Source organism: Gordonia sp. PDNC005 (genome assembly GCF_016919385.1).
Classification (GTDB): domain Bacteria; phylum Actinomycetota; class Actinomycetes; order Mycobacteriales; family Mycobacteriaceae; genus Gordonia.
On sequence record NZ_CP070351.1, the window covers coordinates 717,843 to 738,377 of the forward strand.

At 66.0% G+C, this 20,535-nt stretch carries 19 protein-coding genes and 1 tRNA gene; 11 read left to right on the forward strand and 9 right to left on the reverse strand.

Going from position 1 to position 20,535, the window contains the following annotated elements; genetic code table 11:
- Nucleotides 1-6: 6 nt before the first annotated feature.
- Together atzF and JVX90_RS03500 are read left to right on the forward strand one after the other, a co-directional pair.
- Complete coding sequence (atzF, locus tag JVX90_RS03495) at nt 7-1,689, forward strand: allophanate hydrolase (RefSeq protein WP_205331068.1); 1,683 nt, start codon at nt 7-9, stop codon at nt 1,687-1,689.
- A gap of 164 nt (nt 1,690-1,853) precedes the next feature.
- Nucleotides 1,854-2,366 (forward strand): methylated-DNA--[protein]-cysteine S-methyltransferase, encoded by a 513-nt coding sequence (locus JVX90_RS03500; RefSeq protein ID WP_205331069.1) that lies wholly within the window; start codon nt 1,854-1,856, stop codon nt 2,364-2,366.
- 9 nt (nt 2,367-2,375) lie between these two features.
- Here JVX90_RS03500 and JVX90_RS03505 read toward each other — a convergent pair.
- Nucleotides 2,376-2,449, reverse strand: a tRNA-Leu gene (locus JVX90_RS03505).
- Nucleotides 2,450-2,557: 108 nt separating this feature from the next.
- Between JVX90_RS03505 and JVX90_RS03510 the strand changes: the two genes are divergently transcribed.
- Nucleotides 2,558-3,190, forward strand: a complete 633-nt coding sequence (locus tag JVX90_RS03510; protein WP_205331070.1) for a TetR/AcrR family transcriptional regulator — start codon at nt 2,558-2,560, stop codon at nt 3,188-3,190.
- Nucleotides 3,187-4,041, forward strand: coding sequence for a 3-hydroxyacyl-CoA dehydrogenase (locus JVX90_RS03515; RefSeq protein ID WP_205331071.1), 855 nt, complete (start codon nt 3,187-3,189; stop codon nt 4,039-4,041). The genes JVX90_RS03510 and JVX90_RS03515 overlap by 4 nt, the downstream gene beginning before the upstream one ends.
- A gap of 158 nt (nt 4,042-4,199) precedes the next feature.
- Here the strand turns inward: JVX90_RS03515 and JVX90_RS03520 are convergent, their stop codons facing one another.
- Complete coding sequence (locus JVX90_RS03520; RefSeq protein ID WP_205331072.1) at nt 4,200-4,787, reverse strand: TetR/AcrR family transcriptional regulator; 588 nt, start codon at nt 4,785-4,787, stop codon at nt 4,200-4,202.
- Nucleotides 4,788-4,859: 72 nt separating this feature from the next.
- Between JVX90_RS03520 and JVX90_RS03525 the strand changes: the two genes are divergently transcribed.
- The 3 genes from JVX90_RS03525 to JVX90_RS03535 are packed head-to-tail and all read left to right on the forward strand — an operon-like array spanning nt 4,860 to nt 7,676.
- Nucleotides 4,860-6,251: a DHA2 family efflux MFS transporter permease subunit gene (locus tag JVX90_RS03525; protein ID WP_205331073.1), complete on the forward strand. Its 1,392-nt coding sequence runs from the start codon at nt 4,860-4,862 to the stop codon at nt 6,249-6,251.
- Nucleotides 6,252-6,279: 28 nt separating this feature from the next.
- Nucleotides 6,280-6,981, forward strand: coding sequence for a DsbA family oxidoreductase (locus JVX90_RS03530; protein ID WP_205331074.1), 702 nt, complete (start codon nt 6,280-6,282; stop codon nt 6,979-6,981).
- A gap of 53 nt (nt 6,982-7,034) precedes the next feature.
- Nucleotides 7,035-7,676, forward strand: coding sequence for a TetR/AcrR family transcriptional regulator (locus JVX90_RS03535; RefSeq protein WP_205332257.1), 642 nt, complete (start codon nt 7,035-7,037; stop codon nt 7,674-7,676).
- Between the two features lie 88 nt (nt 7,677-7,764).
- Here the strand turns inward: JVX90_RS03535 and JVX90_RS03540 are convergent, their stop codons facing one another.
- Together JVX90_RS03540 and JVX90_RS03545 are read right to left on the reverse strand one after the other, a co-directional pair.
- Nucleotides 7,765-8,910: a hypothetical protein gene (locus JVX90_RS03540; RefSeq protein ID WP_205331075.1), complete on the reverse strand. Its 1,146-nt coding sequence runs from the start codon at nt 8,908-8,910 to the stop codon at nt 7,765-7,767.
- The gene (locus JVX90_RS03545) at nt 8,907-10,031 is read right to left on the reverse strand and encodes a phosphotransferase family protein (protein ID WP_205331076.1); all 1,125 of its coding nucleotides are present in this window, start codon (nt 10,029-10,031) and stop codon (nt 8,907-8,909) included. The genes JVX90_RS03540 and JVX90_RS03545 overlap by 4 nt, the downstream gene beginning before the upstream one ends.
- Before the next feature lie 130 nt (nt 10,032-10,161).
- Here JVX90_RS03545 and JVX90_RS03550 point away from each other — a divergent pair, with 130 nt between their 5' ends.
- Genes JVX90_RS03550 through JVX90_RS03560 form a run of 3 tightly spaced genes read left to right on the forward strand, consistent with a single transcriptional unit; the run spans nt 10,162 to nt 14,009 of the window.
- Nucleotides 10,162-12,411: an MMPL family transporter gene (locus JVX90_RS03550; protein WP_205332258.1), complete on the forward strand. Its 2,250-nt coding sequence runs from the start codon at nt 10,162-10,164 to the stop codon at nt 12,409-12,411.
- Nucleotides 12,411-13,067, forward strand: coding sequence for a TetR/AcrR family transcriptional regulator (locus JVX90_RS03555; RefSeq protein ID WP_008379645.1), 657 nt, complete (start codon nt 12,411-12,413; stop codon nt 13,065-13,067). Before JVX90_RS03550 ends, JVX90_RS03555 begins: the two co-directional genes overlap by 1 nt.
- Before the next feature lie 48 nt (nt 13,068-13,115).
- Entirely contained in the window at nt 13,116-14,009 is an 894-nt protein-coding gene (locus JVX90_RS03560; RefSeq protein WP_205331077.1) for a Bax inhibitor-1/YccA family protein, read from the forward strand.
- Nucleotides 14,010-14,089: 80 nt separating this feature from the next.
- Here JVX90_RS03560 and JVX90_RS03565 read toward each other — a convergent pair whose 3' ends face one another.
- Both JVX90_RS03565 and JVX90_RS03570 read right to left on the reverse strand, forming a co-directional pair.
- Nucleotides 14,090-14,686, reverse strand: coding sequence for a DUF998 domain-containing protein (locus JVX90_RS03565; RefSeq protein WP_205331078.1), 597 nt, complete (start codon nt 14,684-14,686; stop codon nt 14,090-14,092).
- Complete coding sequence (locus tag JVX90_RS03570) at nt 14,683-15,105, reverse strand: MarR family transcriptional regulator (protein WP_205331079.1); 423 nt, start codon at nt 15,103-15,105, stop codon at nt 14,683-14,685. The genes JVX90_RS03565 and JVX90_RS03570 overlap by 4 nt, the downstream gene beginning before the upstream one ends.
- 90 nt (nt 15,106-15,195) lie before the next feature.
- Between JVX90_RS03570 and JVX90_RS03575 the strand changes: the two genes are divergently transcribed.
- Entirely contained in the window at nt 15,196-16,623 is a 1,428-nt protein-coding gene (locus tag JVX90_RS03575; RefSeq protein ID WP_205331080.1) for an MDR family MFS transporter, read from the forward strand.
- Between the two features lie 6 nt (nt 16,624-16,629).
- Here JVX90_RS03575 and nhaA read toward each other — a convergent pair whose 3' ends face one another.
- Genes nhaA through JVX90_RS03590 form a run of 3 tightly spaced genes read right to left on the reverse strand, consistent with a single transcriptional unit; the run spans nt 16,630 to nt 20,503 of the window.
- Nucleotides 16,630-18,546 carry a Na+/H+ antiporter NhaA gene (gene nhaA, locus JVX90_RS03580; protein WP_240194046.1) on the reverse strand — a complete coding sequence of 639 codons (1,917 nt, stop codon included), beginning with the start codon at nt 18,544-18,546 and terminating at the stop codon, nt 16,630-16,632.
- Complete coding sequence (locus JVX90_RS03585) at nt 18,546-19,823, reverse strand: competence/damage-inducible protein A (RefSeq protein WP_205331081.1); 1,278 nt, start codon at nt 19,821-19,823, stop codon at nt 18,546-18,548. The genes nhaA and JVX90_RS03585 overlap by 1 nt, the downstream gene beginning before the upstream one ends.
- A gap of 50 nt (nt 19,824-19,873) precedes the next feature.
- Nucleotides 19,874-20,503, reverse strand: coding sequence for an MspA family porin (locus JVX90_RS03590; protein ID WP_205331082.1), 630 nt, complete (start codon nt 20,501-20,503; stop codon nt 19,874-19,876).
- Between the last annotated feature and the right edge of the window lie 32 nt (nt 20,504-20,535).

The following is a 20,535-nucleotide window of genomic DNA, read 5'->3' on the forward strand; positions in this document are numbered from 1 at the left end:
CCACAGATGACCGGATCGGACCGGATTGCCGAGATCTATCGGCGCATTCATCGCGACGGCCGCTACGAAGTGTTCGTGACGTTGCGCGCACAGGCCGATGTCGAGGCCGACTACGCAGCCGCACTTGCGACTGGCGGACCGCTCGCCGGGATGGTGCTCGCGGTGAAGGACAACGTCGACGTCGCAGGTCTGCCGACCACGGCGGCCTGTCCCGGGTATGAGTATCACCCGAGTGCCGACGCGGAAGCCGTCGCGGCATTGCGGGCGGCGGGGGCGACCGTCATCGGCAAGACCAACCTCGACCAGTTCGCCACCGGGCTGGTCGGAACCCGCAGCCCGTACGGAGCGGTGCGGGATTCGCGCCGTCCCGAGTACGTCTCGGGCGGCTCGAGTTCGGGGTCGGCCGTCGCCGTGGCGATGGGCTATGCGGACATCGCGATCGGCACCGACACCGCCGGATCGGGTCGGGTCCCAGCTGCCTTGCAGGGCATCGTCGGGGTGAAGCCGACCATCGGGACGGTGAGCACAGTGGGTGTCGTGCCCGCGTGCGCGTCGTATGACTGCGTCACGATCTTCGCTGCCGACGTCGACACCGCGAACAGAGCGATGACGGTGATGGGCTCGACGGGATCCCGCGCGTGGCCTGCGTCGACCCCGCTTGCTGCGGCGCCGGATGCCGTGCTCGCTGCACCCGTCGATCTGCCGGGCCTGTCGCCTGCGTGGCAGGAGGCATTCGAGGCGGCGGTCGAACGTGCCGTCGGCGCTGGGTTGCGTGTGGAGCGGATCGACATCACCGACTTCCTCGACGCCGCTCGACTGCTGTACGACGGCGCGCTGGTGGCCGAAAGATTCAGCGCGGTGGGGGAGTTCGTCGTTCATGCGGGAGACGCCGCGGGACTCGATCCCACCGTGGCGAGCATCGTTCGAGCGGCGCGTGATCATCCCGCGCATCGGTTCGCAGCCGACCTCGCGCTGCTTCGTGGCGTTAAGGCGTCGACCGCTGCTCAGTTGGCGGGCTTCGCCGGGCTGCTGGTGCCGACGGTGCCGATGCACCCGACGATCGTCGACGTGCTCGCCGATCCGGTCGGCGTGAACTCCCGTATGGGCACGTACACGAACTTCTGCAATCTGCTCGACATGTGCGCCGTTGCAGTCCCTGCGGGTGAGACCTCTGACGGTGCGCAGTTCGGCGTCACCGTCTGCGCGCCCGCCGGGCACGACGCTGTGGCTCTTGATCTCGCGGCCAGGCTCTCGGGCGAAGGATTGCCGCGACCGTGGAACGCGGGCGCAGCGGGCGCCGTCGAACTGGCTGTGTTCGGAGCACACCTTCGCGGACAGACTCTGGAACGTGAGCTGATCGCGTTGGATGCACGATGGGAAGGTGAGGTCCGCACGGCCCCCGAGTACCGGCTGACCGCACTGGACACGATCCCGCCGAAACCTGGGCTGGTCCGGGATCCGTTGGACGGCAGGAGCATCCGCGGTGAGAAGTGGCTGCTCGCTCCGGCCGCACTCGGCCGTTTCTTGGCGGCGCTTCCTGCGCCGATGACGCTCGGCGCCGTCACGCTGTCGGACAGTACCCAGATCGTCGGCTTCAGTTGTGAGCCGTCGGCCGCCGCTGCTGCCACTCCGCTCCTCGTCGACTCCTGGCTGGACCGCGACGCCGCCGGGCTCTCGCCCGCTCGTTGAGCGCCGCCGGACTCTCACTTGCTCGTTGAGCGCCGCCGGGCGCTCACCTGCTCGTTGAGCCGGACCGGAGCGCCAGCGGAGGTCCGTGTCGAAACGCCCGCATCCGGTCACGAAATCGAGTGTGCCCACACCCCGCGTAGCCCCAGACGGGCATGATGGGTGACATGAGTCGTCGTCACGTGGTGGTCGCCACCGGGCTGGGGCCAGTGACGATCGTCGCCGACGGCGAGTGCGTTGTCGGTCTGTACTTCGACGATCAGGCGCGACGTCCCGACGACTCACGCTTCGGCGACGACGTCAGTTCCGCGCCCGATCCACTGCTGACCGCCGCGTCGTCCCAACTCGCGGAGTACCTCGCCGGGGAGCGGACGACGTTCCACCTGCCGCTGGCTCTGACGGGCACGGACTTCCAGCGCAAAGTGTGGGCCGTATTGGAGGAGATCCCGTTCGGCGAGACCGTCACCTACGGCTGGGTGGCCGAGCGGCTCGGCGGCAAGGGCCTGTCGTACGCCGTCGGTCAGGCGGTCGGCTCAAACCCGATCGGCGTGATCGTCCCGTGCCATCGGGTGATCGGCTCAGACGGCTCGCTCACGGGATACGCAGGCGGCCTCGAGCGGAAACAAGCACTCCTGACCCTTGAAGAGCCTCCGGCAGAAGACGCCGGTCGATTGTTCTGACGGGCGAAGTGCCCCCAGTCGGACTCGAACCGACACTTTGCGGATTTTAAGTCCGCTGCCTCTGCCAATTGGGCTATGGGGGCGCGGGGACAAGCATGCCAGGTGTGGTGGACGAGACAGTCGCGCGGCTGGCCCTTCCTCAGAAAATGACTACGCTCAATATTGAGCACGATCAGTGGAGGAGGTGCGAGATGGAGCAGGGGCGACGCGACCGCAACATGGCGGACAAGCGGGACCGCATCTTCCGAGCAGCCTCCGACCTCTTCGACGAGCACGGCTTCGAATCGGTGACGACACGGCAGATCTCCGACCGCGCGGACGTCGCCGCAGGCACCCTCTTTCGCTACGCGTCGTCCAAGGGCGAGCTGCTGTTGATGATCTACAACGAGAGGTTCGCAGCCGCCCTCGACGAGGGGATCGCGGTCGCGGAGGCTGCCTCGGACGTCGTCGACGCGATTCTCGCTGTCGTCGAGCCGATCCTGGCGAGCGCTCGAATTCGACCGGAGGATGCCGCCGCGTATCAGCGTGAACTGATCTTCGGCGCTCCGGCCGAGCGATACCGCGCCGAAGGGCTCGAACTCGTCGCGCGGACGCAGGCGGCGATCGTCGACATGCTCGAGCGGGAAGCCTCGCGGCAGGGCCTCGACCCGTCGCCCACTGCTGCTCGCCTCGCCGGCCGCACCGCATTCGCGGCCGTCCACCTCGCCGTCGCGGCGCATGCGGCGAGCGCACCCACAGACTCCGCCGACGACCTCCGCCGCCAACTGCGGCAGATCGTGGACGGCTACCTGATCGACCCTTCTCACGAGAGGAACCGGCAATGACCGACATCAAGAAAGTGGTAGTCCTCGGCACGGGCGTGCTCGGATCGCAGATCGCGTTCCAGTCCGCTTATCACGGCTTCGACGTCACCGCGTACGACATCAACAACGACGTCCTCGAACAGGCGAAAGGCCGATTCGCCGGACTGGTCGACACCTACAAGAACGAAGTGGACGGCGCCGCTGACGGCAAAGCCGACGAAGCGTTGGCTCGCGTCTCGTACTCGTCCGATCTCGCGGACGCCGTCAAAGACGCCGACTTGGTGATTGAGGCGATCCCGGAGATTCTCGACCTCAAGCGCAGCACCTACGCCACTCTCGGTGAAGTGGCGCCGGCGAAGACGATCTTCGCGACCAACTCGTCGACCCTGCTGCCCAGCGACATCGCCGACTCGACCGGCCGTCCTGACCGTTTCCTTGCGCTGCACTTCGCCAACCACGTGTGGGCTTTCAACACCGCCGAGATCATGGGCACCGCCCAGACCGACCCGGCAGTGTTCGACACCGTGGTCGAGTTCGCCGGCGAGATCGGCATGGTGCCGATCCCGATCCACAAGGAGAAGGCGGGCTACGTCCTCAACTCGATGCTTGTGCCGTTCCTCAACGCCGGGCTCGCACTCGCGGCGGGCGGGTACGCCGCACCGGAGGACGTCGACAAGACTTGGCGCATCGGCACCGGAGCACCCATGGGGCCGTTCCAGATCTACGACGTCGTCGGACTCAACACCCCGTACAACATCCTGATGAGCGGTGGCGACGACGAGCAGAAGCTCGCCGCCTGGCTCAAGGAGAACTACATCGACAAGGGCAAGCTCGGTCTTGCCGCCGGAGAGGGCTTCTACAAGTACAGCTAGGCCGTGTTGCGAAACTCTTCCGCCTCGGATCGGCGGATCCGATGGGCGACTGGCAAGGCGGAGGAGGGAGGGATACCGGTAGGTATCGCGACCGACGACAACGCGGCCAGGCGTTCATCGGGCCGTCGAGACAGGCGAAGGGAGTTTCGCAACACGTCCTAGTCGCAGACGAGAGGAAGGAACACCTCGTCGACGATCGCCTCAAGCGTCTCGTCGGGGACCGGCTTCAAGGTCATCAAGACCTCGTGGCGATACAGATTGAACGGCACGGCTCGCACCAACGGTGTGAGCCGTGCTTCGTTTATGTCGCCACGCGCGACGGCACGTTCGAGGATCTCGTCGATCCCCAACCGCTGCCCGCCCAGCAGGAGGTCGCGGACGTCGCTCGGCGTGGAGCCGGACTCGTCGTAGTACTCGCCGAGACTGGCGGAGAGCAGGACGAGGAAGTTCGATCGCCGCTGGTTGGAGCGACGCAGAGCGGCGAGCAGGTCGCCGCGTAGGCTCCCGGTGTCGGGAGCCGACACGTCCTCGGCGGCACCGTGGTGACGGATGGTCGCCTGCAGGAGCTCGGTGCGCGACGACCACCGCCGGTATAGGACCGGCCGTGACGTTCCAGCTCGCTCCGCGACGGCCTCGAACGTGAATCCGGCGTATCCGCGCTCGGTCAGCTGCTCCCACGCCGCGTCGAGCAACGCTGCTTCCAGCTCGGCCCCGCGCCGACGCGTCGGCTTCTCATTAAGAGTCACTTGCGCATCTTAACTTGTCGGCCTACAGTCGGCGAAATATAAGATACGTAACTGAATCTAAAAAGGGGTTCCATGAGCACTCAGACGCTCGACGCGATACCTGCCGAAGCCAAGAGAGTCGCGGTCGCCGTCATCGCCGGGCTGATCGCGCCGATCCTGGACACGACGATCGTGACCATCGGCTTCGATCGTCTGGCCGCGGCGATGTCGGCATCCGTCGACACCATCGGCTGGACCAACACCGGCTACCTGCTTGCACTCGCCGTCGCAGTCCCACTCGCCGGCTGGTCGGCGTTGCGATTCGGATCGCGGACGGTGTGGCGCACCGGTCTGACCGTGTTCCTGCTCGGCTCCGTGCTGTGCGCGTCCGCCTGGAACATCCACGCGCTCATTGTGTTCCGGGTGCTCCAAGGGTTGGGTGCGGGACTGCTGTTCCCGCTGATGACGTCCGTTCTCGTCGCGGCGAGCGGCGGCCGTGCTCTGGGGCGGCTCGTCGCGATGGTGAGTGTTCCCACCGCGCTCGGCCCGATTCTCGGACCTGTCGTCGGCGGCGTGATCCTCAATTGGCTCGACTGGCGGTGGCTCTTCCTCGTCAACGTCCCGGTCTGCCTGGTGGCACTGGCGCTGTCGGGGAGAATCCCCGACGACCGCTCGAACGACCGGACGCCGCTCGACTGGGTCGGTCTGCTGCTCCTCGCTCCAGGACTCGTCGGTGTGCTTCTCGGGCTGTCGAATGTCCATGCGGGGGTCGTCCGTGCCGACGTGCTGATTCCGGCGACCATCGGTCTCATCCTGCTCGCCGGGTTTGTGGTTCGTGGCCTGAATCCTCGTCGCCCGACGCTCGTCGACGTGCGGGTACTCGGGCGACGAGCGGTGGCGTCGTCGTCTGTTGCGCTGTTCTTCTTCGGTGTGACGTCGTTCGGTGCCATGTTGGCGTTGCCGCTGTACCTCCAGCAGATCCGCGGGGAGTCGGTCCTCGCCGCCGCGTTCGTCCTGGTCCCTCAGGGTGTCGGTGCCCTCGCCAGCAGGACGATCGGCGGCCGATTGACTGATGCGATCGGTGCCAGGTGGGTCGCGGTTGCAGGATTCGCGGTGGTCGCCGTATCGACGATTCCGTTTGCACTCGTCGATGTCGACACACCCTTGTGGTGGTTGATGGTCGCGCTGTTCGCCCGAGGGCTGGGCCTCGGAGTGCTGCTCAGCCCGATCATGTCGGCGTCGTTCGTCGGATTGCCGTCGGACATGAAACACGACGCGTCGATGGTCACGCGGACGTTTCAGCAGGTAGGAGGCTCAGTCGGCACCGCGATCGTCGCGGTTGTCCTCGCTGCGGGGACGGCGGGCGCAGCCGGATTCCGCAACGCGTTCTGGTGGACCGTCGTCCTGACGGGCATCGGTGCGCTGCTCGCACTGCGGATGCCGGGAACATCCGCGCCCGTGCCGGCGTTGAAGACGACTGATTGAGTCATCTTCTCTTGGAGGCGTTACACACATGCAGGTCGAGATCTGGACCGACGTCAACTGCCCGTTCTGCTACCTCGGGAAGAAGCGCTTCAACGACGCGCTCGCTGAGTTCGGCGGACGCGAGTCGGTCACCGTCACACACCGTTCGTTCGAACTCGACCCCACGATCCCCGCGGGAACCTCAGGCAGCGTGGTGGAACATCTGGCCCAGAAATACGGTCGCACCCTGGAACAGGCCGCGGACGGTGAGCGCCAGCTCGGCGCGGCAGCGCATGAAGCGGGTCTGGCGTACGTGACGTCCGGCCGCGACTACGGCAACTCGTTCGACATGCACCGCCTTCTGCAGTGGGCAGCCGAGCTCGGTCGCCAGGAGGAGATGCTGGACGCTCTGTACCTCGCGAACTTCGCTGAGCAGGCTCCTCTGTTCGGCGACGACAATCGGCTTGTCCAGGTCGCGACCGGTGCGGGCTTCGACGAGGCGGCCGTCCGCGAGGTGCTCGATGATCCGTCGCGCTACGCCGACGAGGTCCGACGCGACGAGGCTCAGGCACAGGAGTTCGGAGTCGGCGGTGTGCCGTTCTACGTTTTCGACCGCAAGTACGCGGTCTCCGGCGCCCAGCCCGTCGAGGTGTTCACGCAGGCACTCGACAAGGCCTGGGCCGACCGTCCCGGACCGACGCTGCTCGCCGACGGCGACGCGTGCGGACCTGAAGGATGTGCCGTTCCGTAAGAACTCTGATGCCCAGAGAACTGAAACGGGCTAGGGTCTGATTCGTGGCGCGCATGAATCAGAACTCCGACGACTCGGGTCGTGTGATTCTCGGCCTCGATGCGGCAGAGCGCGCGGAACGTCGCCGCCAATTGCTGCTGGACACGGCGCTCGAGATGTTCGCCACGGCCGGATTCGCCGGAACCACGATCGAAGGGCTGTGCCAGACCGCACTGGTCGGCAACAAGGCGTTCTACGAACACTTCCGCAGCAAAGAGGAGTGCTACGTCGCGCTGCTGCAGAGGTGCACGGAACGAACCTTCAATCGAGTCGTCGCGGCGATCCCGGACGACGACGCCGACGAGGAGACGACAACACGAGCGCTCGTCGGTGCGCTTGCTCGTGCACTCACCGACGATCCGCGAGTCAGCATCGTCACGTTCGGTGTGGCAGGCGGAATCACCGTCCGCATCGACAAACTGCGTCGCGAGAACCGGCGCGGGGCGTCGAGCCTGGTGGTCTCGACCTGGGAACGATCCGGCGCCGACCTCCCCGACAACGTCAGTGCGATCGCCCTCGCGGTGATCGGCGGCCTGTTCGGCCTCATCGGCGACGAACTCGATCGCGTCGACTACCGCCCGGATCCGTCCGCCGTCGACGAGTTGATCACCAACATGGCCGACTTCGTGCTCGCGGTCCGCAGGGGAATGGCCTGACCGACTACAGATCGCGCAAGTGGTACCGCTCAGCATGACCGATGCCGTGAGGGCCTCGGCGCGGCTCAGCGGTACCACCCGCGCGAGGTCACGGAGCTACGTCGATGTACTCGGCGAATCCGTACTGGTCGTGCGGCCCGATGACGGCGAACTCGAACAGCCCGTCGCCGATGACCGAGGTGTCGCCGTCGGTGTAGGTGAACGTCGCGTAGTGGTCGATGGGGCAGAACATCTTCATGGTCGGGTCCAGTTCGGACACCTTGTTACGGACGGGTTCCACCTTCTCGTCGCCCTGCCACATTCCGTGCCGCCAGTCCTGCTCCAGGCCGTAACCGGTTCCGAAACCGATGAAATTCGCGACCTTCGGCTCGCAGCGCACCGATGTCGACTCTCCGGACGGCTTCACAAAACGCAGCGTGGCGCCGGACGGTTCCCGTCCACCGGAGACGAACTCGATGGTGTGCTCCACCCGACCGAGCCATTCCGGTTCGCGCGACGGGTCGTTCCAGACGCGGCGGGCGTCGCCCATGATCCGTTCGCCGGTCCGCAGTTCCTGCACGATCACGATGATCGAGTAGTCGGCGAAACGCATAACCGAGTAGATCCAGAAGAACGACGTCGCATCGGTCTCGGCGGCACGACGCCCGGGCGGCTCGGCTTCGCCCACCGGACGGACACCCCACGACCGGTCCCGATTGCCTCGCCACGTGTCCGGCTGGACGTCGAAGTCGTCGCCGTCGACGGTGAGCGAACCCGTCCACCGACCGGTCTGCACGAACCGCATGGTGTCGAACGTGACGCGCTCGAGTTGGCGCTGGTAGTGACGAGGTTCGAGGGCTGCCGGGCCGTCGGCGTCGAAGACGAGATCAAAGGAGACGTCGCCGTTCCCGGGCTCGAGAGACACGCGCAAGCGCTGTAGGCCGTCGAGGACCTCGACCTTCAACGGCCCAACCGTCAAGTCGTTGCGATTGTCGCCCAACGCTTTCGACGCGCGGACCACGATGTGATCGTCGCCGTGGCGCACCACCGCGAATCCGTCGACGACGCCGAGGTTCGGGTATACGCCGAGTCCGACGATCAGCCATGGCTCGGCGGTGTCGCCGCGCATGTCGCCATGGCAGTTGAAGTAGTACCGATCGTAGAAGTTGCGATCGGACGTCCCGACGTGGCGGACCACCTCCGCGATCTGATGGATCGGGTAGTCGTCCATCTCGGACAGGGCTGAATGGCTCATCGCTTCACGTTCTCCCAGTAGGTCCCGGCCATCATCGCTTCGACGGTGGCGCGGTGCAGGATCATGTCGTCCGGATCAGCCGGTTCGGCGGCCTGTCCGAAATGAATCGCACGGCAGTTGATGCGGAACATGATGACGGCGTGCACCAATGCCGAATAGGTGATGTAGAAGTCGAGGTCACGCGGGGAGTAGCCGGTGCGACGCTCGTACTCGGCGGCGACGTCCTCGCGGCCCAAAAACGTCGGCAGACCCTCGAGTGTGGCGAGTTCGGCGAGGTCTTGGAAGAAGCGGTGGATGAAGATCATCCACGCGATGTCGAGTTCGCGCGGCCCGACGGTGGCCATCTCCCAGTCGAGCACGGCGACGGGTGTGAAGTCGCGGTACATGATGTTGCCGATGCGGGCGTCGCCCCAGGTGAGCACGGGGTCGGACTCCTCGGTGGGGAAGTTCTCCTCCACCCAGGCGAACGCGCGCTCGATCAGAGGCGCCCCTGTACGACCGCTTGCCGCCCAGTCGTAGAACTCACGTAGACGACGCACATGGCCGCGTAGCGGCGTCTCTCCCGGGTTGGGGAGCGTGACGCCGACGCCCGGCGGCGGAGCGGCGTGCACCGCGGCCAGCACGCCGACCGACTCGGACATCAGAGTGCGGCGCTGCTCGTCGGTCGCCTCCGACACCCACGACCCGAAGGTATACGGCATCACGTCCGGGGGAACCATGCCGTCGACTCGTCCCATGACGAAGAACGGAGCCCCGAGGGCGTCCGGACTCGGTTCGGACCACCAGAGTGTGGGCAGCGGGACGTCGGTGTGATCGGCGACGTGGCGGATCAGTTTGAACTGTCCGTCGAGGTCGTATGACGGGAACACCGGGTCGCTGTCGGCCATCGGGGCGACGCGGACGACGAGGCTCTGCTCGACGCCTGCGATGCGTGCTGTGGCGAGCAGCGTCTCGCTCGACATCCCGTTGGCCGACGGCAGCTCGACACTCAAGACGGCGGCGTCGTCGCCCTCATGCGACTTGAGCCAGGTGTCGAGGCGGTCGCGAAGCCACTCGGGGTCGCGCTGGGATTCGCTTGGGCGCGCTACCTGCGCACTCTCATCATTTGTGATCGGGGACACATGCGAATTAGAACAGGTTCCATGCCAATCTGTCGAGGTTCATTTGGCACGGAATTGTACTTTTCATCGTTAAGTTAATGGTGGTAACTTAATCGCGATAACAATGATCGAACGACGTCAGGAGATCGACGTGCTGGCACGGATGACCGAGCGGATCATTTCCGCTCCACGCGCGGTTCTCGCCGTCGCTGTCGTGATTCTCGCGCTCTGTGCCGTGTACGGCGCAGGGGCGGCGGGGAAGATGCTCGCGGGCGGATACGAAGACCCCGGCTCGGAGTCGACACACGCCAACAACGTCCTCCGTGACACATTCGACCGCGGCGGCATGCAGTTCGTCGTCAAACTCGACGGCGCACCCGGTGTCGACATGACCGTCGACCGGAACTCCATCGCCGCACGAGACGAGATCCTCGCGATCGTCGACGGCAAGTCCGTGGCACGCGGCGGGTACGTCCAGCAACCGGTGCTGACGGTGTGGAACTCGCCGAATCTCGCCGGTGAACTGCTCAGCACCGACAAGTCGTCCACCCAGATCGTCGTGTCGATCGCGGGCGGTGACGAGCACGCCCCCAAGAACGCCGACGAACTCCGCGACCTGCTCGGCGCCCAGCGGCACGGCGTGCAGATCCAGACCGGCGGAATGGCGCTGGTCTACGGCACGATCAACAAACAGACGAGCAAGGACCTCGCAGTCGCCGAGGCCATCGCCATCCCGATCAGCTTCCTGTTGCTGATCGTCATCTTCGGTGGTGTCATCGCGGCATCACTCCCGGTACTCGTCGGTGGCGCCGCCATCGTCGGGACCCTCGCGCTGCTTCGACTCATCGCAGGCGTCGCCGACGTCTCGATCTTTGCGCTCAACCTCACCACCGCGATGGGTCTGGCCCTCGCGATCGACTACACGCTCCTGATCGTGACCCGTTACCGCGAAGAGGTGACGAACGGACTGGACCGCCGCGCCGCGATCATCCGGACCATGGACACCGCGGGGCGCACGGTCGCGTTCTCCGCGGTGACCGTCGCACTGTCGTTGGCGGCTCTCGCGATCTTCCCCATGTACTTCCTGCGGTCCTTCGCGTATGCCGGAGTCGGAGTGGTTCTTGTCGCGCTGGTGGCGGCACTCGTCCTGACTCCCGCACTGCTCATGGTTCTCGGCGACCGCGTCGACGCATTGAACGTCCGCAAGGCGTGGCGCAAGCTGAGGCGTCGGCCGCTCGATCCAGTAGTCGACCAGGCACGAGCCGCCGCGCCGATCGAGGAGTCGGGTTGGTACCGGGTGTCTCAGGCGGTGCTGCGACGTGCTGTCCCCGTGGCGATCGTCGTGCCCGTCCTGCTGCTGATCCTCGGCGCGCCGTTCCTGTCGCTGAAGTTCGGGTTCCCCGACGAACGTGTGCTCCCGAAGGATGCGAGCGTGCACTCGATGGCGGACGAGACACGTGCCGAGTACGCGCAGGAACCCGGCGCCACCGCGATCGCCGTGATCGAAGGCGGCGTCGCCGAGTCGGAGTTGGAGCGCTACGTGGCCGACCTGTCGAAGGTCGACGCGGTCGCAGCAGTCACCTCGCCGGTGGGGACGTTCGTTCACGGAAAGTCGGTGGCGCCGGGCGACCCGGCGGACTCGGTGGACGGAGTCGCGCTGGTGAGCATCGCGACCGACGTGGAACCGATGGGCGACACCGGCCAAGACCAGATCGAGGCTCTGCGCGCCGTGGACCGGCCCGCTGGGGCGACGGTGTCGTTCACCGGACTGGCCGCGGTCAACAACGACGTGGTGAGCGCGATGTTCCGTTACCTGCCGTGGGTGCTGATCATCATCGCGGTCGCGACCTACGTGCTCCTCTTCCTGTTCACCGGCAGCGTGTTCCTGCCGCTCAAGGCTCTGGTCCTGAACATCCTGTCGCTGTCGGCGACCTTCGGCGCGATGGTCTGGATCTTCCAGGAGGGACATCTCGGCGGCTTCGACACCACGCCGCAGGGCTACCTCGTGGCGACGATGCCGATTCTGATGTTCTGCATCGCGTTCGGGTTGTCCATGGACTACGAGGTGTTCCTGCTCGGGCGTATCCGCGAGGAGTGGCTCAAATCCGATCGCACGAAGGAGGCGAACGACCATGCTGTCGCCGTCGGCCTCGCCCGCACTGGTCGAGTCGTGACCGCGGCAGCGCTCCTCATGGCCATCGTGTTCGCGGGAATCGCGGCATCCGAGGTGTCGTTCATGCGGATGTTCGGTGTCGGGCTGACACTCGCGGTCTTGATGGATGCGTCGATCATCCGGATGCTGTTGGTGCCCGCATTCATGCGGCTGGCCGGTCTGTGGAACTGGTGGGCGCCCGCGCCGCTCCGCAGACTCCATGATCGGATCGGACTGAAGGAGGAGTGATGGCCGACAACGTGTCGCGCCCGAGGTCTCCCCGCGGCGCCGGGGATCAACTCGCCGACGAGATCCTCGATGCGACCACCGATCTTCTCATTGAGATGGGCAGTGCGCACGCCGTGTCGATCCGTGCCGTCGCGCAGCGGGTAGGTGTCACACCACCGTCGATCTACCTGCACTTCCAGGACAAGGACGAGCTGCTCGACGCCGTCTGCGCCAATTACTACGAGCGTTTCGACGACGTGATGATGGCGGCGGCCGAAGGCATCGACGATCTGTGGCATCGAGCCGTCGCGCAGGGGATGGCATACGTGCGGTTCGCGATCGAGAACGACGTCGTCTTCCGGACGACGTTCTCGCGGGTGACCCGAGCCGGGGAGCCGAGCCTCACCGACGAGGTGCTGCTGTCCTCGGCGTTCGGTCACATTCGGGAGACCATCGAAGAGGCCATGGCGGCCGGACTGATCGCTGAGGGTGATCCGGTGGCGGTGGTGATGCAGGTGTGGTCCGTCGCTCATGGTGTCGCGTCGCTGATGGTCACCAAGCCGGGGCTGCCGTGGGGTGACGATCTGGCGACGGCGGAGGCGGCGATGCGCGCCGTCTGCTCCGGCTTGAGTCAAGTACCGGTAAAGTGGGAACCAATCGGCTTCGACGTTCGTTGAACTGTTCGAACCAGTCGTGGAAGCACCCATTCGTCTAAGGAGCGGACAGTGCGAGAGAGCAGCAACCCGATCATGCGGGGCGTTGTCAAAGACAACAAGCAGCAGAACGCGGGCGGATACGCCACGTTCGGCACCGGTATGGCCGGTGCGGGCCAGGGCGCGATGACCTACGGCCAGCAGCAGTACGGCCAGCAGTACACGCAGCCGGGCTACCAGCCGCAGGCCGGCACCCGACCGATGACCATCGACGACGTCGTCACCAAGACGGCGATGACGCTCGGCACCGTCATCCTGTTCGCCGTCGCCACGTACTTCGTGATCAGCGGACGCGACACCCTCGACGCGCAGATGTCGATCGCCGCGCCGATCATGGGCGTCGGCGCCATCGGCGGCCTCGTCCTGGTCCTCATCGCGACTTTCGGCCGCAAACAGGACAACCCGGCGATCGTGCTCGCCTACGCGGCCTTCGAAGGCCTGTTCGTCGGCGCGATCTCGTTCGTGTTCGGCAACCTTGTGGTCAGCGACGTGTCAGCCGGCGTCCTGATCGGACAGGCGGTCCTGGGCACCCTCGGTGTGTTCGTGGGCATGCTTATCGTCTACAAGGTCGGCGCCATTCGCGTCACCCCGCGCTTCACCCGCATGATCACCGCAGGCATCTTCGGCGTGCTGGTCCTGGTGATCGGCAACCTGGTGGTCGGCTTCTTCAACGGCGGCTCGGGACTCGGCCTGCGCGACGGCGGTCCGATCGCGATCATCTTCTCGCTGGTCTGCATCGCCCTCGCGGCGTTCTCGTTCCTTATCGACTTCGATTCGGCTGACGAACTGATCCGCGCTGGTGCTCCGGCGAAGGCGTCGTGGGGCGTTGCACTCGGCCTCACCGTGACCCTGGTCTGGCTGTATGTCGAGATCCTGCGTCTGCTCAGCTACCTGAACAGCGATTAGTCTTCACTGACTGACAGGTTCCCCGTCGCCCCGGCTTCCGTTCTTCGAAGCCGGGGCGACTGCTTTGTGTGCGCTTCGGATCAGTGCACCAGGCCGATGGCGACAAGCAGGTAGAACACCGAGATCGACACGATGAACACTCGCTCGGCGATGCCGAAGAGACGGGATCGAAGAGGGGTGACCAAAGCGACGACCAGCACGATCAGCGACACCAGCGCGACGATGTGGAGCGCGGACGCGGCAGATGCGAGCCCGCCGCCGACAGCCTCTGACATCCATCGGCTGAAGTTTCCCGTCAGCGAGTACGAGATCGCGAACCAGGCGATGGCCAACACGTAGTGGAGCCTGCCGATCATGGTCACCGCGGCACCCTCGAGATCGGTCGGCACCAGCGGCAACACCACGAAGACTGCGGCGAGGACGAGCAGGAGCGCGGTGGCCTGGCCGGTGTCCGACCACTCCGGGAGGCCCGTCCACACGGCGGCAGCGAGAACCGCCCACCCGGCGGCCGTCACCACCGTCATCGCAGTCGACAGGCCGCGCGTCGGCCCGACCGCGTAGTCGCTCACGGCGTGCCGCACCGGATTGTAGGAGTGGCCGACCACGTGCAATGCAGCGAAGATGATCAAACGAACGGTGAACGCGACGACGGCTGTCGCGGCGAGAGTGGTGCTCATTTCTGATCCTCCGGGGTTCGAACTGCGTTGTGCAGCGCGTGGATGGTGCGGGTGAGTTCCTCTGGGTCGAGCCCGATGCGTCGGGCCGCGTCGCCGAGCCCGTCGCCGAGCAGGTCGTCGCACTCAGTGCGGAGAGCGACACCCGCAGGGGTGGCAGTCCAGTTTCGAACGCGTCCGGACCCGTCGGGGGAGACGTCGTGAATGAGTCCTGCCGCCTCGAGTTTGCGGACTATGCCGCTCGACGCGGCGTCGCTCACACCGACGGCGTGAGCCAACTGGCGACCGCTGATGCCGGGGTGCTCGTCGACGATGATCAGAGCGACGTAGCGGAGGTAACCGAGATCCTGTGTCCGAAGAATGTCGTCTGCCTGGCGGTCCAACGTTCGGACGAGATCGTGAAGTTCATAGGCGAGGTTCACCCGACTGATTTAACTAGTTAAATCACTCCGTGGCAAGTTGTACCGATAACTCGTTTGCATCGTTCGGGGGACGCGGGGTTTCCTTGTTCAGTGAATCGCAAGGACTACACCATCATCGGCACGCTGATCGTCGCGACATTCGTGGTGATCCTCAACGAGACGGTGATGAGCGTCGCGCTCCCGATCCTCCAGACCGATCTTGGTGTCCCCCCGAGCCAAGGGCAGTGGCTGACCACCATCTTCATGCTGACAATGGCCGTCGTCATTCCACTCACCGGTTTCCTGATTCAGATGTTCGGCACGCGGACGATGTTCCTCGTCGCGATGACCCTGTTCACCGTCGGCACGACGATCGCGGTCGTCGCGCCCGGCTTCGAAGTGCTGCTCGTGGCTCGCGTTGTGCAGGCTCTCGGCACCGCGGTGATGCTGCCGCTGCTGATGACCACGGTGATGACGCTCGTTCCCGAAGACCGCCGAGGCGTCATGATGGGCAACATCTCCGTCGTCATCGCTGTCGCGCCTGCACTCGGTCCCACGATGTCGGGGCTGATTCTCGATCACTTCAGCTGGCGCTGGGTGTTCGGTGTGGTGCTGCCGTTCGCGGTGGTCGCGACCGCCGTGGGTGCGAAGTTCGTCGAGCCGGTGGGCGAGCGATCGTCGGCCCGTATCGACTACCTGTCGATCCCGCTGTCGGTTCTCGGCTTCGGTGGCCTGGTGTACGGACTCGTCGCGATCGGCGAAGCGGCCGACGACAAGGCTGCGATGCCGATCTGGATCCCGTTCGTCGTCGGCGCCGTCGGCCTCGCGGCGTTCATCGGACGCCAGCTCCAACTGCAGAGTGACGACAGAGCTCTCCTCGACCTGCGTGTGTTCACCACACGCTCGTTCTCACTCTCGGTGATCCTGGTGGTCGTCGCGATGGCGACGATGATGGGAACGTTCATCGTCGTCCCGCTGTTCGCACACGAAGTTCTCGGCATGAGTCCGCTGGCGACCGGCCTGATCACCCTTCCCGGCGGCCTCCTGATGGGCATCTCGTCGCCGTTCATCGGTCGGATCTACGACGTGCGCGGCCCGCGGATCCTGGTGATCCCCGGAACTCTGCTGATCGCAGGCGCAGTGTGGCTGATGACGCTGATCACCCCGGACACGTCGTTCTGGTTGCTCATGGGTGCCAACATGATCCTGTGCGTGGGCCTCGCCGCGACGTTCACCCCGCTGATGACACTGAGCCTCGGTTCCCTGAAGCCGACGTTGTACTCGCACGGTTCCGCAGCACTGGGAGCCCTGCAGCAGGTGGGCGGAGGCGCGGGCACCGCACTGTTCATCACGATCATGACCGTCGTTGCACGCAGCGGCGTCGATGCCGGTGACGCCGCCGACATCGCCATGACCGACGGAGTGCGCACAGTGTTCCTCGTAGCCGGATGCCTGAGCATCGTGCTCGTGGCGCTCGGCCTGCTCATCAAGGCGCCGAAGCCCGTGGAACGCGAACTGGAGGTCGCGACCACGCATTGACTCAGGTCAGCCCACTCGGGGATCCGTCGCCCTCAGCTGGCGGATCAGAGTCTGTGCATCGTGCGGGCCGACGAGTCGTCGACCATTGACGTAGAACGTCGGCACCGCGGTGATGTCCATGGCCTCGGCGTCGAGCATGTCGTCGCGAACTCGGGCCGACACCTCGGCTGAGGAGAGATCGTCGGAGAACCGGTCGACGTCGAGTCCGAGTTCCTCGGCGCGACGGATGATGTCGGACGGAAGCTGTCGATCCTGGTCTGCCATCAGGGTCTTGCCGTACGCAAAGAACGCACCCTGGCGGGCAGCGGCCTCCGACGCCTCCGCGGCGGCGACTGCATTCGGGTGATGATGCTCCAGCGGTGCATGCCGCCACACATAGCGGAGCTCGTCGCCGAGCGCCTGCCGCACCTCGTCGATCGCGCCCGATGCCCGAAGGCAGAAGTCGCACTGGTAGTCGCCGTACTCGACCATCGTGAGCGGTGCGTCGACCGGTCCGGCGATGTGGTCGCGATGGGGATCGACAGGCCTGGCCAGCAGGAGGTGCGACGCGTCGTCGGCCGGCCGGAGGCGCTCGGCGATACGGAACACAACAGTCGCCAGTGCAAACGCGAGCACTGATGCGAGGAGGACACCGACGCGGGCCTCGTTCTGAGCGGCCGGATCGTCGATGGCGAGCTCGATGATGAACAGCGAGATCGTGAATCCGATGCCGCAGAGGGCCGCGCCTCCCGCGATGCGGTCAAGGGTGAGGCCAGGGCCGAAATCGCCGACACCGAGCTTCTTCAGAACGGCCGACGAACCGAAGACGCCGACGAACTTGCCGACCACGAGGCCCACCACCACAGCCCAGGTGAGCGGTGACCGGAGGGCCGTGGACAAGATGTCCCCGTTCAAGCGGACGCCCGCGTTCGCCAGCGCGAACAACGGCAGGACGATGAACGCGATGTACGGCGCGTACGCGAGCTGCAGGCGTTCGTTCACCGAGATCGACGACCTCAAACTGTTGGCCGCGGCTCGCGCGTACTTCGTGTTGGGCGACTGCTGGAACGATCGTGCCAGATCAAGCGCGTGTTCCACCTGCCGCCGATCCGGCCGGTACACCGGCACCACCATCGCGACCGCGACGCCCGCCAGCGTCGGATGGACTCCGGATTCGAGGAAAGCAGTCCACACGACGAGTGCGAGCATCGTGTACGCCAGCGCCCGCCCCTGCGGTAGGAACCGAGTCGCATAGATGCCTGCGAGCCCTGCCGCGGCGACGACGAGCGGCCAGAGGGTGAGGTCGTCGGTGTAGACGCCTGCGATGATCGCGAGGGCCCCGATGTCGTCGACGACGGCGAGCGCCAACAGGAACACTCGGAGGCGTCCCGGTGCCGAAGGTCCGATCAGGGCGAGCGCTCCGACGAGGAACGCCGTGTCCGTGGAGATGACCACACCCCACGCACCCGCGTGCCCGGTACCCGACGCGATCACCGCGAACAGCACCGCTGGGATCACGAGGCCCGTCAGCGCGGCGATCACCGGGACCAGCGCACGTCGGGTGTTGGTGAGCTCACCGATCGTGAACTCGCGGCGCACCTCGAGTCCGACCGAGAAGAAGAAGATCGCCATCAGTGCGTCGTTCACGATCGAGTGCATCGTGAAGTCGAGCCGGGCGTCGCCGATGAACGCCCCGACCTTCAGGCCCCAGAAGTCGTGGTAGCTCGTATACGACGTGTTGGCCCAGACGATGGCCACGACTGTCGCTGTCAGCAGGGCGACAGCACCGAGGCGGGCGTCGCCCATCGATCGGATTCGTGCGGCGACCGATGGGCGGCACCCGTCGTCGGGTTCGGTGGGGTCCGGTGATCGGGTCGTGACCGTGAGGAACTGCGCGGACCGGACCTCCGGCATCGGGAGATCGGAGCGATCGCGTCGACCCATCAGTCGTCCTCGAGCGCCCGGGCGATCATGTGGAGTGCAGCGGTGGTGGCGAGACGACGAACAGAGTCCCGGTCGCCGGGGAACTGCCTGGTGGCGGTGACGGTTTCCTGGCCTGCGATCGACAGGCCGAAGCAGACGGTGCCGACGGGTTTGCCGGGGCGCTCGCCGCCGGGGCCGGCGATGCCGGTGGTGGAGACCGCGATGTCGGAGCCGATCACTTCTCGAGCGCCGTCGGCCATGGCGGCGGCGACGGGTTCGCTGACGGCGCCGAGTTCGTCGATCAGGTCGACAGGCACTCCGAGTACACCGGTTTTGACTTCGTTCGAGTACGAGACGACACCGCCGAGCATGTAGGCCGACGACCCGGGACGATCCGTGAACCGCGCGGCGACGAGACCACCGGTGCACGATTCGGCGGTTGCGATCGTTCGCCCGTTCAGCCGTCCGACGAGGACGTCGTCGATCGTCGAATCGTCGGTGGAGAAGATGCGCTCACCGTGGCGGGCCAGGAGCAGGTCCTGCAGGCGGTTGTAGGTGCTCGCCGCGCGGCCGTCGAACCGGCTGACTATCTCGAGCTCGCCACCTCGCATGCAGGTTGTCACTTCGACGTCGGCGATGCCGACCACCTCAGATTCGGCGCTCTGCAGAGTGACCGCGAGATCCGGCTCGGACAGCCCGTACGCGCGAATCGTCTTCTGCTCGTGCAGGACTCGCCCAACGATCGCCTCTACGATCGGCGCGGTCCGGACGGCGACAGGCCACATCGCCTGCAATTCGTGGGGCGGTCCGGGAAGCACGAGGACAGCCGGGAGCGTGTCCGACGACGGGACGGCGACCCCGGGGGCCGTACCTGCCGGGGGGATGGCCTCACTGCCCAGCGGGATGAGAGCTTGTTTGTCGATCGCGGCTTCCAGCGGCGCGGGAAGTGCAGCGCCGTCCGGCACTTGGCGCCACGCGCGGATCACCGTCGCGATCGTCTGCCGCATCGCGGGATCCTGCTCGAGCGGGCGATCGAGGAACTCGGCGACGGTAGCGACTGTCAGGTCGTCCGCGGTCGGTCCGAGACCGCCGGTCGTGACGATCAGGTCGACACCTTCGGACGCGAGGAAACGCAACTGTGCGAGGAGGTCGGCCGGCCGGTCTCCGCACACCGTCAGGTGGACGACGTCGACGCCGAGATCGGCGAGCCTTGCGGACACCCACGGACCGTTCCGGTCAGTGATCCACCCGCTCAGAACTTCAGTGCCAGTGACGACGATCCCCGCGCGTGTACTCACGGTGATGAGAGTACGCGCGCGGGGATCGTCGTGTGGTCCGCGGCAGAGCGTCAGCCGAGGCTGAAGGGCTTGCCGTAGGCGGTGATGTTGCCCTTGAAGGTGTCGGTCGAGACCTGGACCTTCACGAGTGCACGAGCCGAGGCGTGGCCTGCGCAGCCGTCGACGCCGAAGCGCTCCTGGCTGTAGGCGAGGCCGCCGCGGCCGTTCTCGAAGCTGATGCTGTTGACGTCTTCATCGTCGACCGAAGCCTTGATGATCGGGAAGAAACCGGCTTCGCCGGGGCCGAGGGTGAAAGACCCATCCACAGAGGGGTCGCCAGAGGGGGTGGCCTCGGCGATATCACCGGTGCCTGCGCCGGCGCTTGCGCCGAAGTTCAGTTGGCAGCCGACGAGGTAACCCGCGGTCAGGGTCGCGCCCTTGATGTCGCCGGTGGTGCTGACGGCGATCTTGCCGGTGACCCAGGCCTCGCGGCTGGTGGGGATGTTGGTGACGGCGCGGGCCACGCGGACCGACTCGTCGTAGAGGCGGATGGTGACGCCGTTGCCGTCGCCGAGGTTCTTGTGCTTGAACGAGCCGGGCAGCTTGCCTGCGTCGGCGTGGCCTGCGGCGACGCCGGTGAAGGCCATGGCTGCGGCGCCGACGACACCTGCGACTGCGAGGATGCGAGAGTTCTTCTTCATGGTGTGTGAGTCCTTATGCAGGGTCGTCGGGG

Bases quoted from the DNA above. Each gene is read 5' to 3' on its own strand.
- JVX90_RS03565 (WP_205331078.1), bottom strand. From the start codon at position 14,686: ATGAGCACCACTCTCGCCGCGACAGCCGTCGTCGCGTTCACCGTTCGT.
- JVX90_RS03510 (WP_205331070.1), top strand. From the start codon at position 2,558: ATGGAGCAGGGGCGACGCGACCGCAACATGGCGGACAAGCGGGACCGC.
- JVX90_RS03525 (WP_205331073.1), top strand. From the start codon at position 4,860: ATGAGCACTCAGACGCTCGACGCGATACCTGCCGAAGCCAAGAGAGTC.
- JVX90_RS03515 (WP_205331071.1), top strand. From the start codon at position 3,187: ATGACCGACATCAAGAAAGTGGTAGTCCTCGGCACGGGCGTGCTCGGA.
- JVX90_RS03590 (WP_205331082.1), bottom strand. From the start codon at position 20,503: ATGAAGAAGAACTCTCGCATCCTCGCAGTCGCAGGTGTCGTCGGCGCC.
- JVX90_RS03535 (WP_205332257.1), top strand. From the start codon at position 7,035: ATGAATCAGAACTCCGACGACTCGGGTCGTGTGATTCTCGGCCTCGAT.
- JVX90_RS03555 (WP_008379645.1), top strand. From the start codon at position 12,411: ATGGCCGACAACGTGTCGCGCCCGAGGTCTCCCCGCGGCGCCGGGGAT.
- nhaA (WP_240194046.1), bottom strand. From the start codon at position 18,546: ATGGGTCGACGCGATCGCTCCGATCTCCCGATGCCGGAGGTCCGGTCC.
- JVX90_RS03500 (WP_205331069.1), top strand. From the start codon at position 1,854: ATGAGTCGTCGTCACGTGGTGGTCGCCACCGGGCTGGGGCCAGTGACG.
- atzF (WP_205331068.1), top strand. From the start codon at position 7: ATGACCGGATCGGACCGGATTGCCGAGATCTATCGGCGCATTCATCGC.
- JVX90_RS03540 (WP_205331075.1), bottom strand. From the start codon at position 8,910: ATGAGCCATTCAGCCCTGTCCGAGATGGACGACTACCCGATCCATCAG.
- JVX90_RS03530 (WP_205331074.1), top strand. From the start codon at position 6,280: ATGCAGGTCGAGATCTGGACCGACGTCAACTGCCCGTTCTGCTACCTC.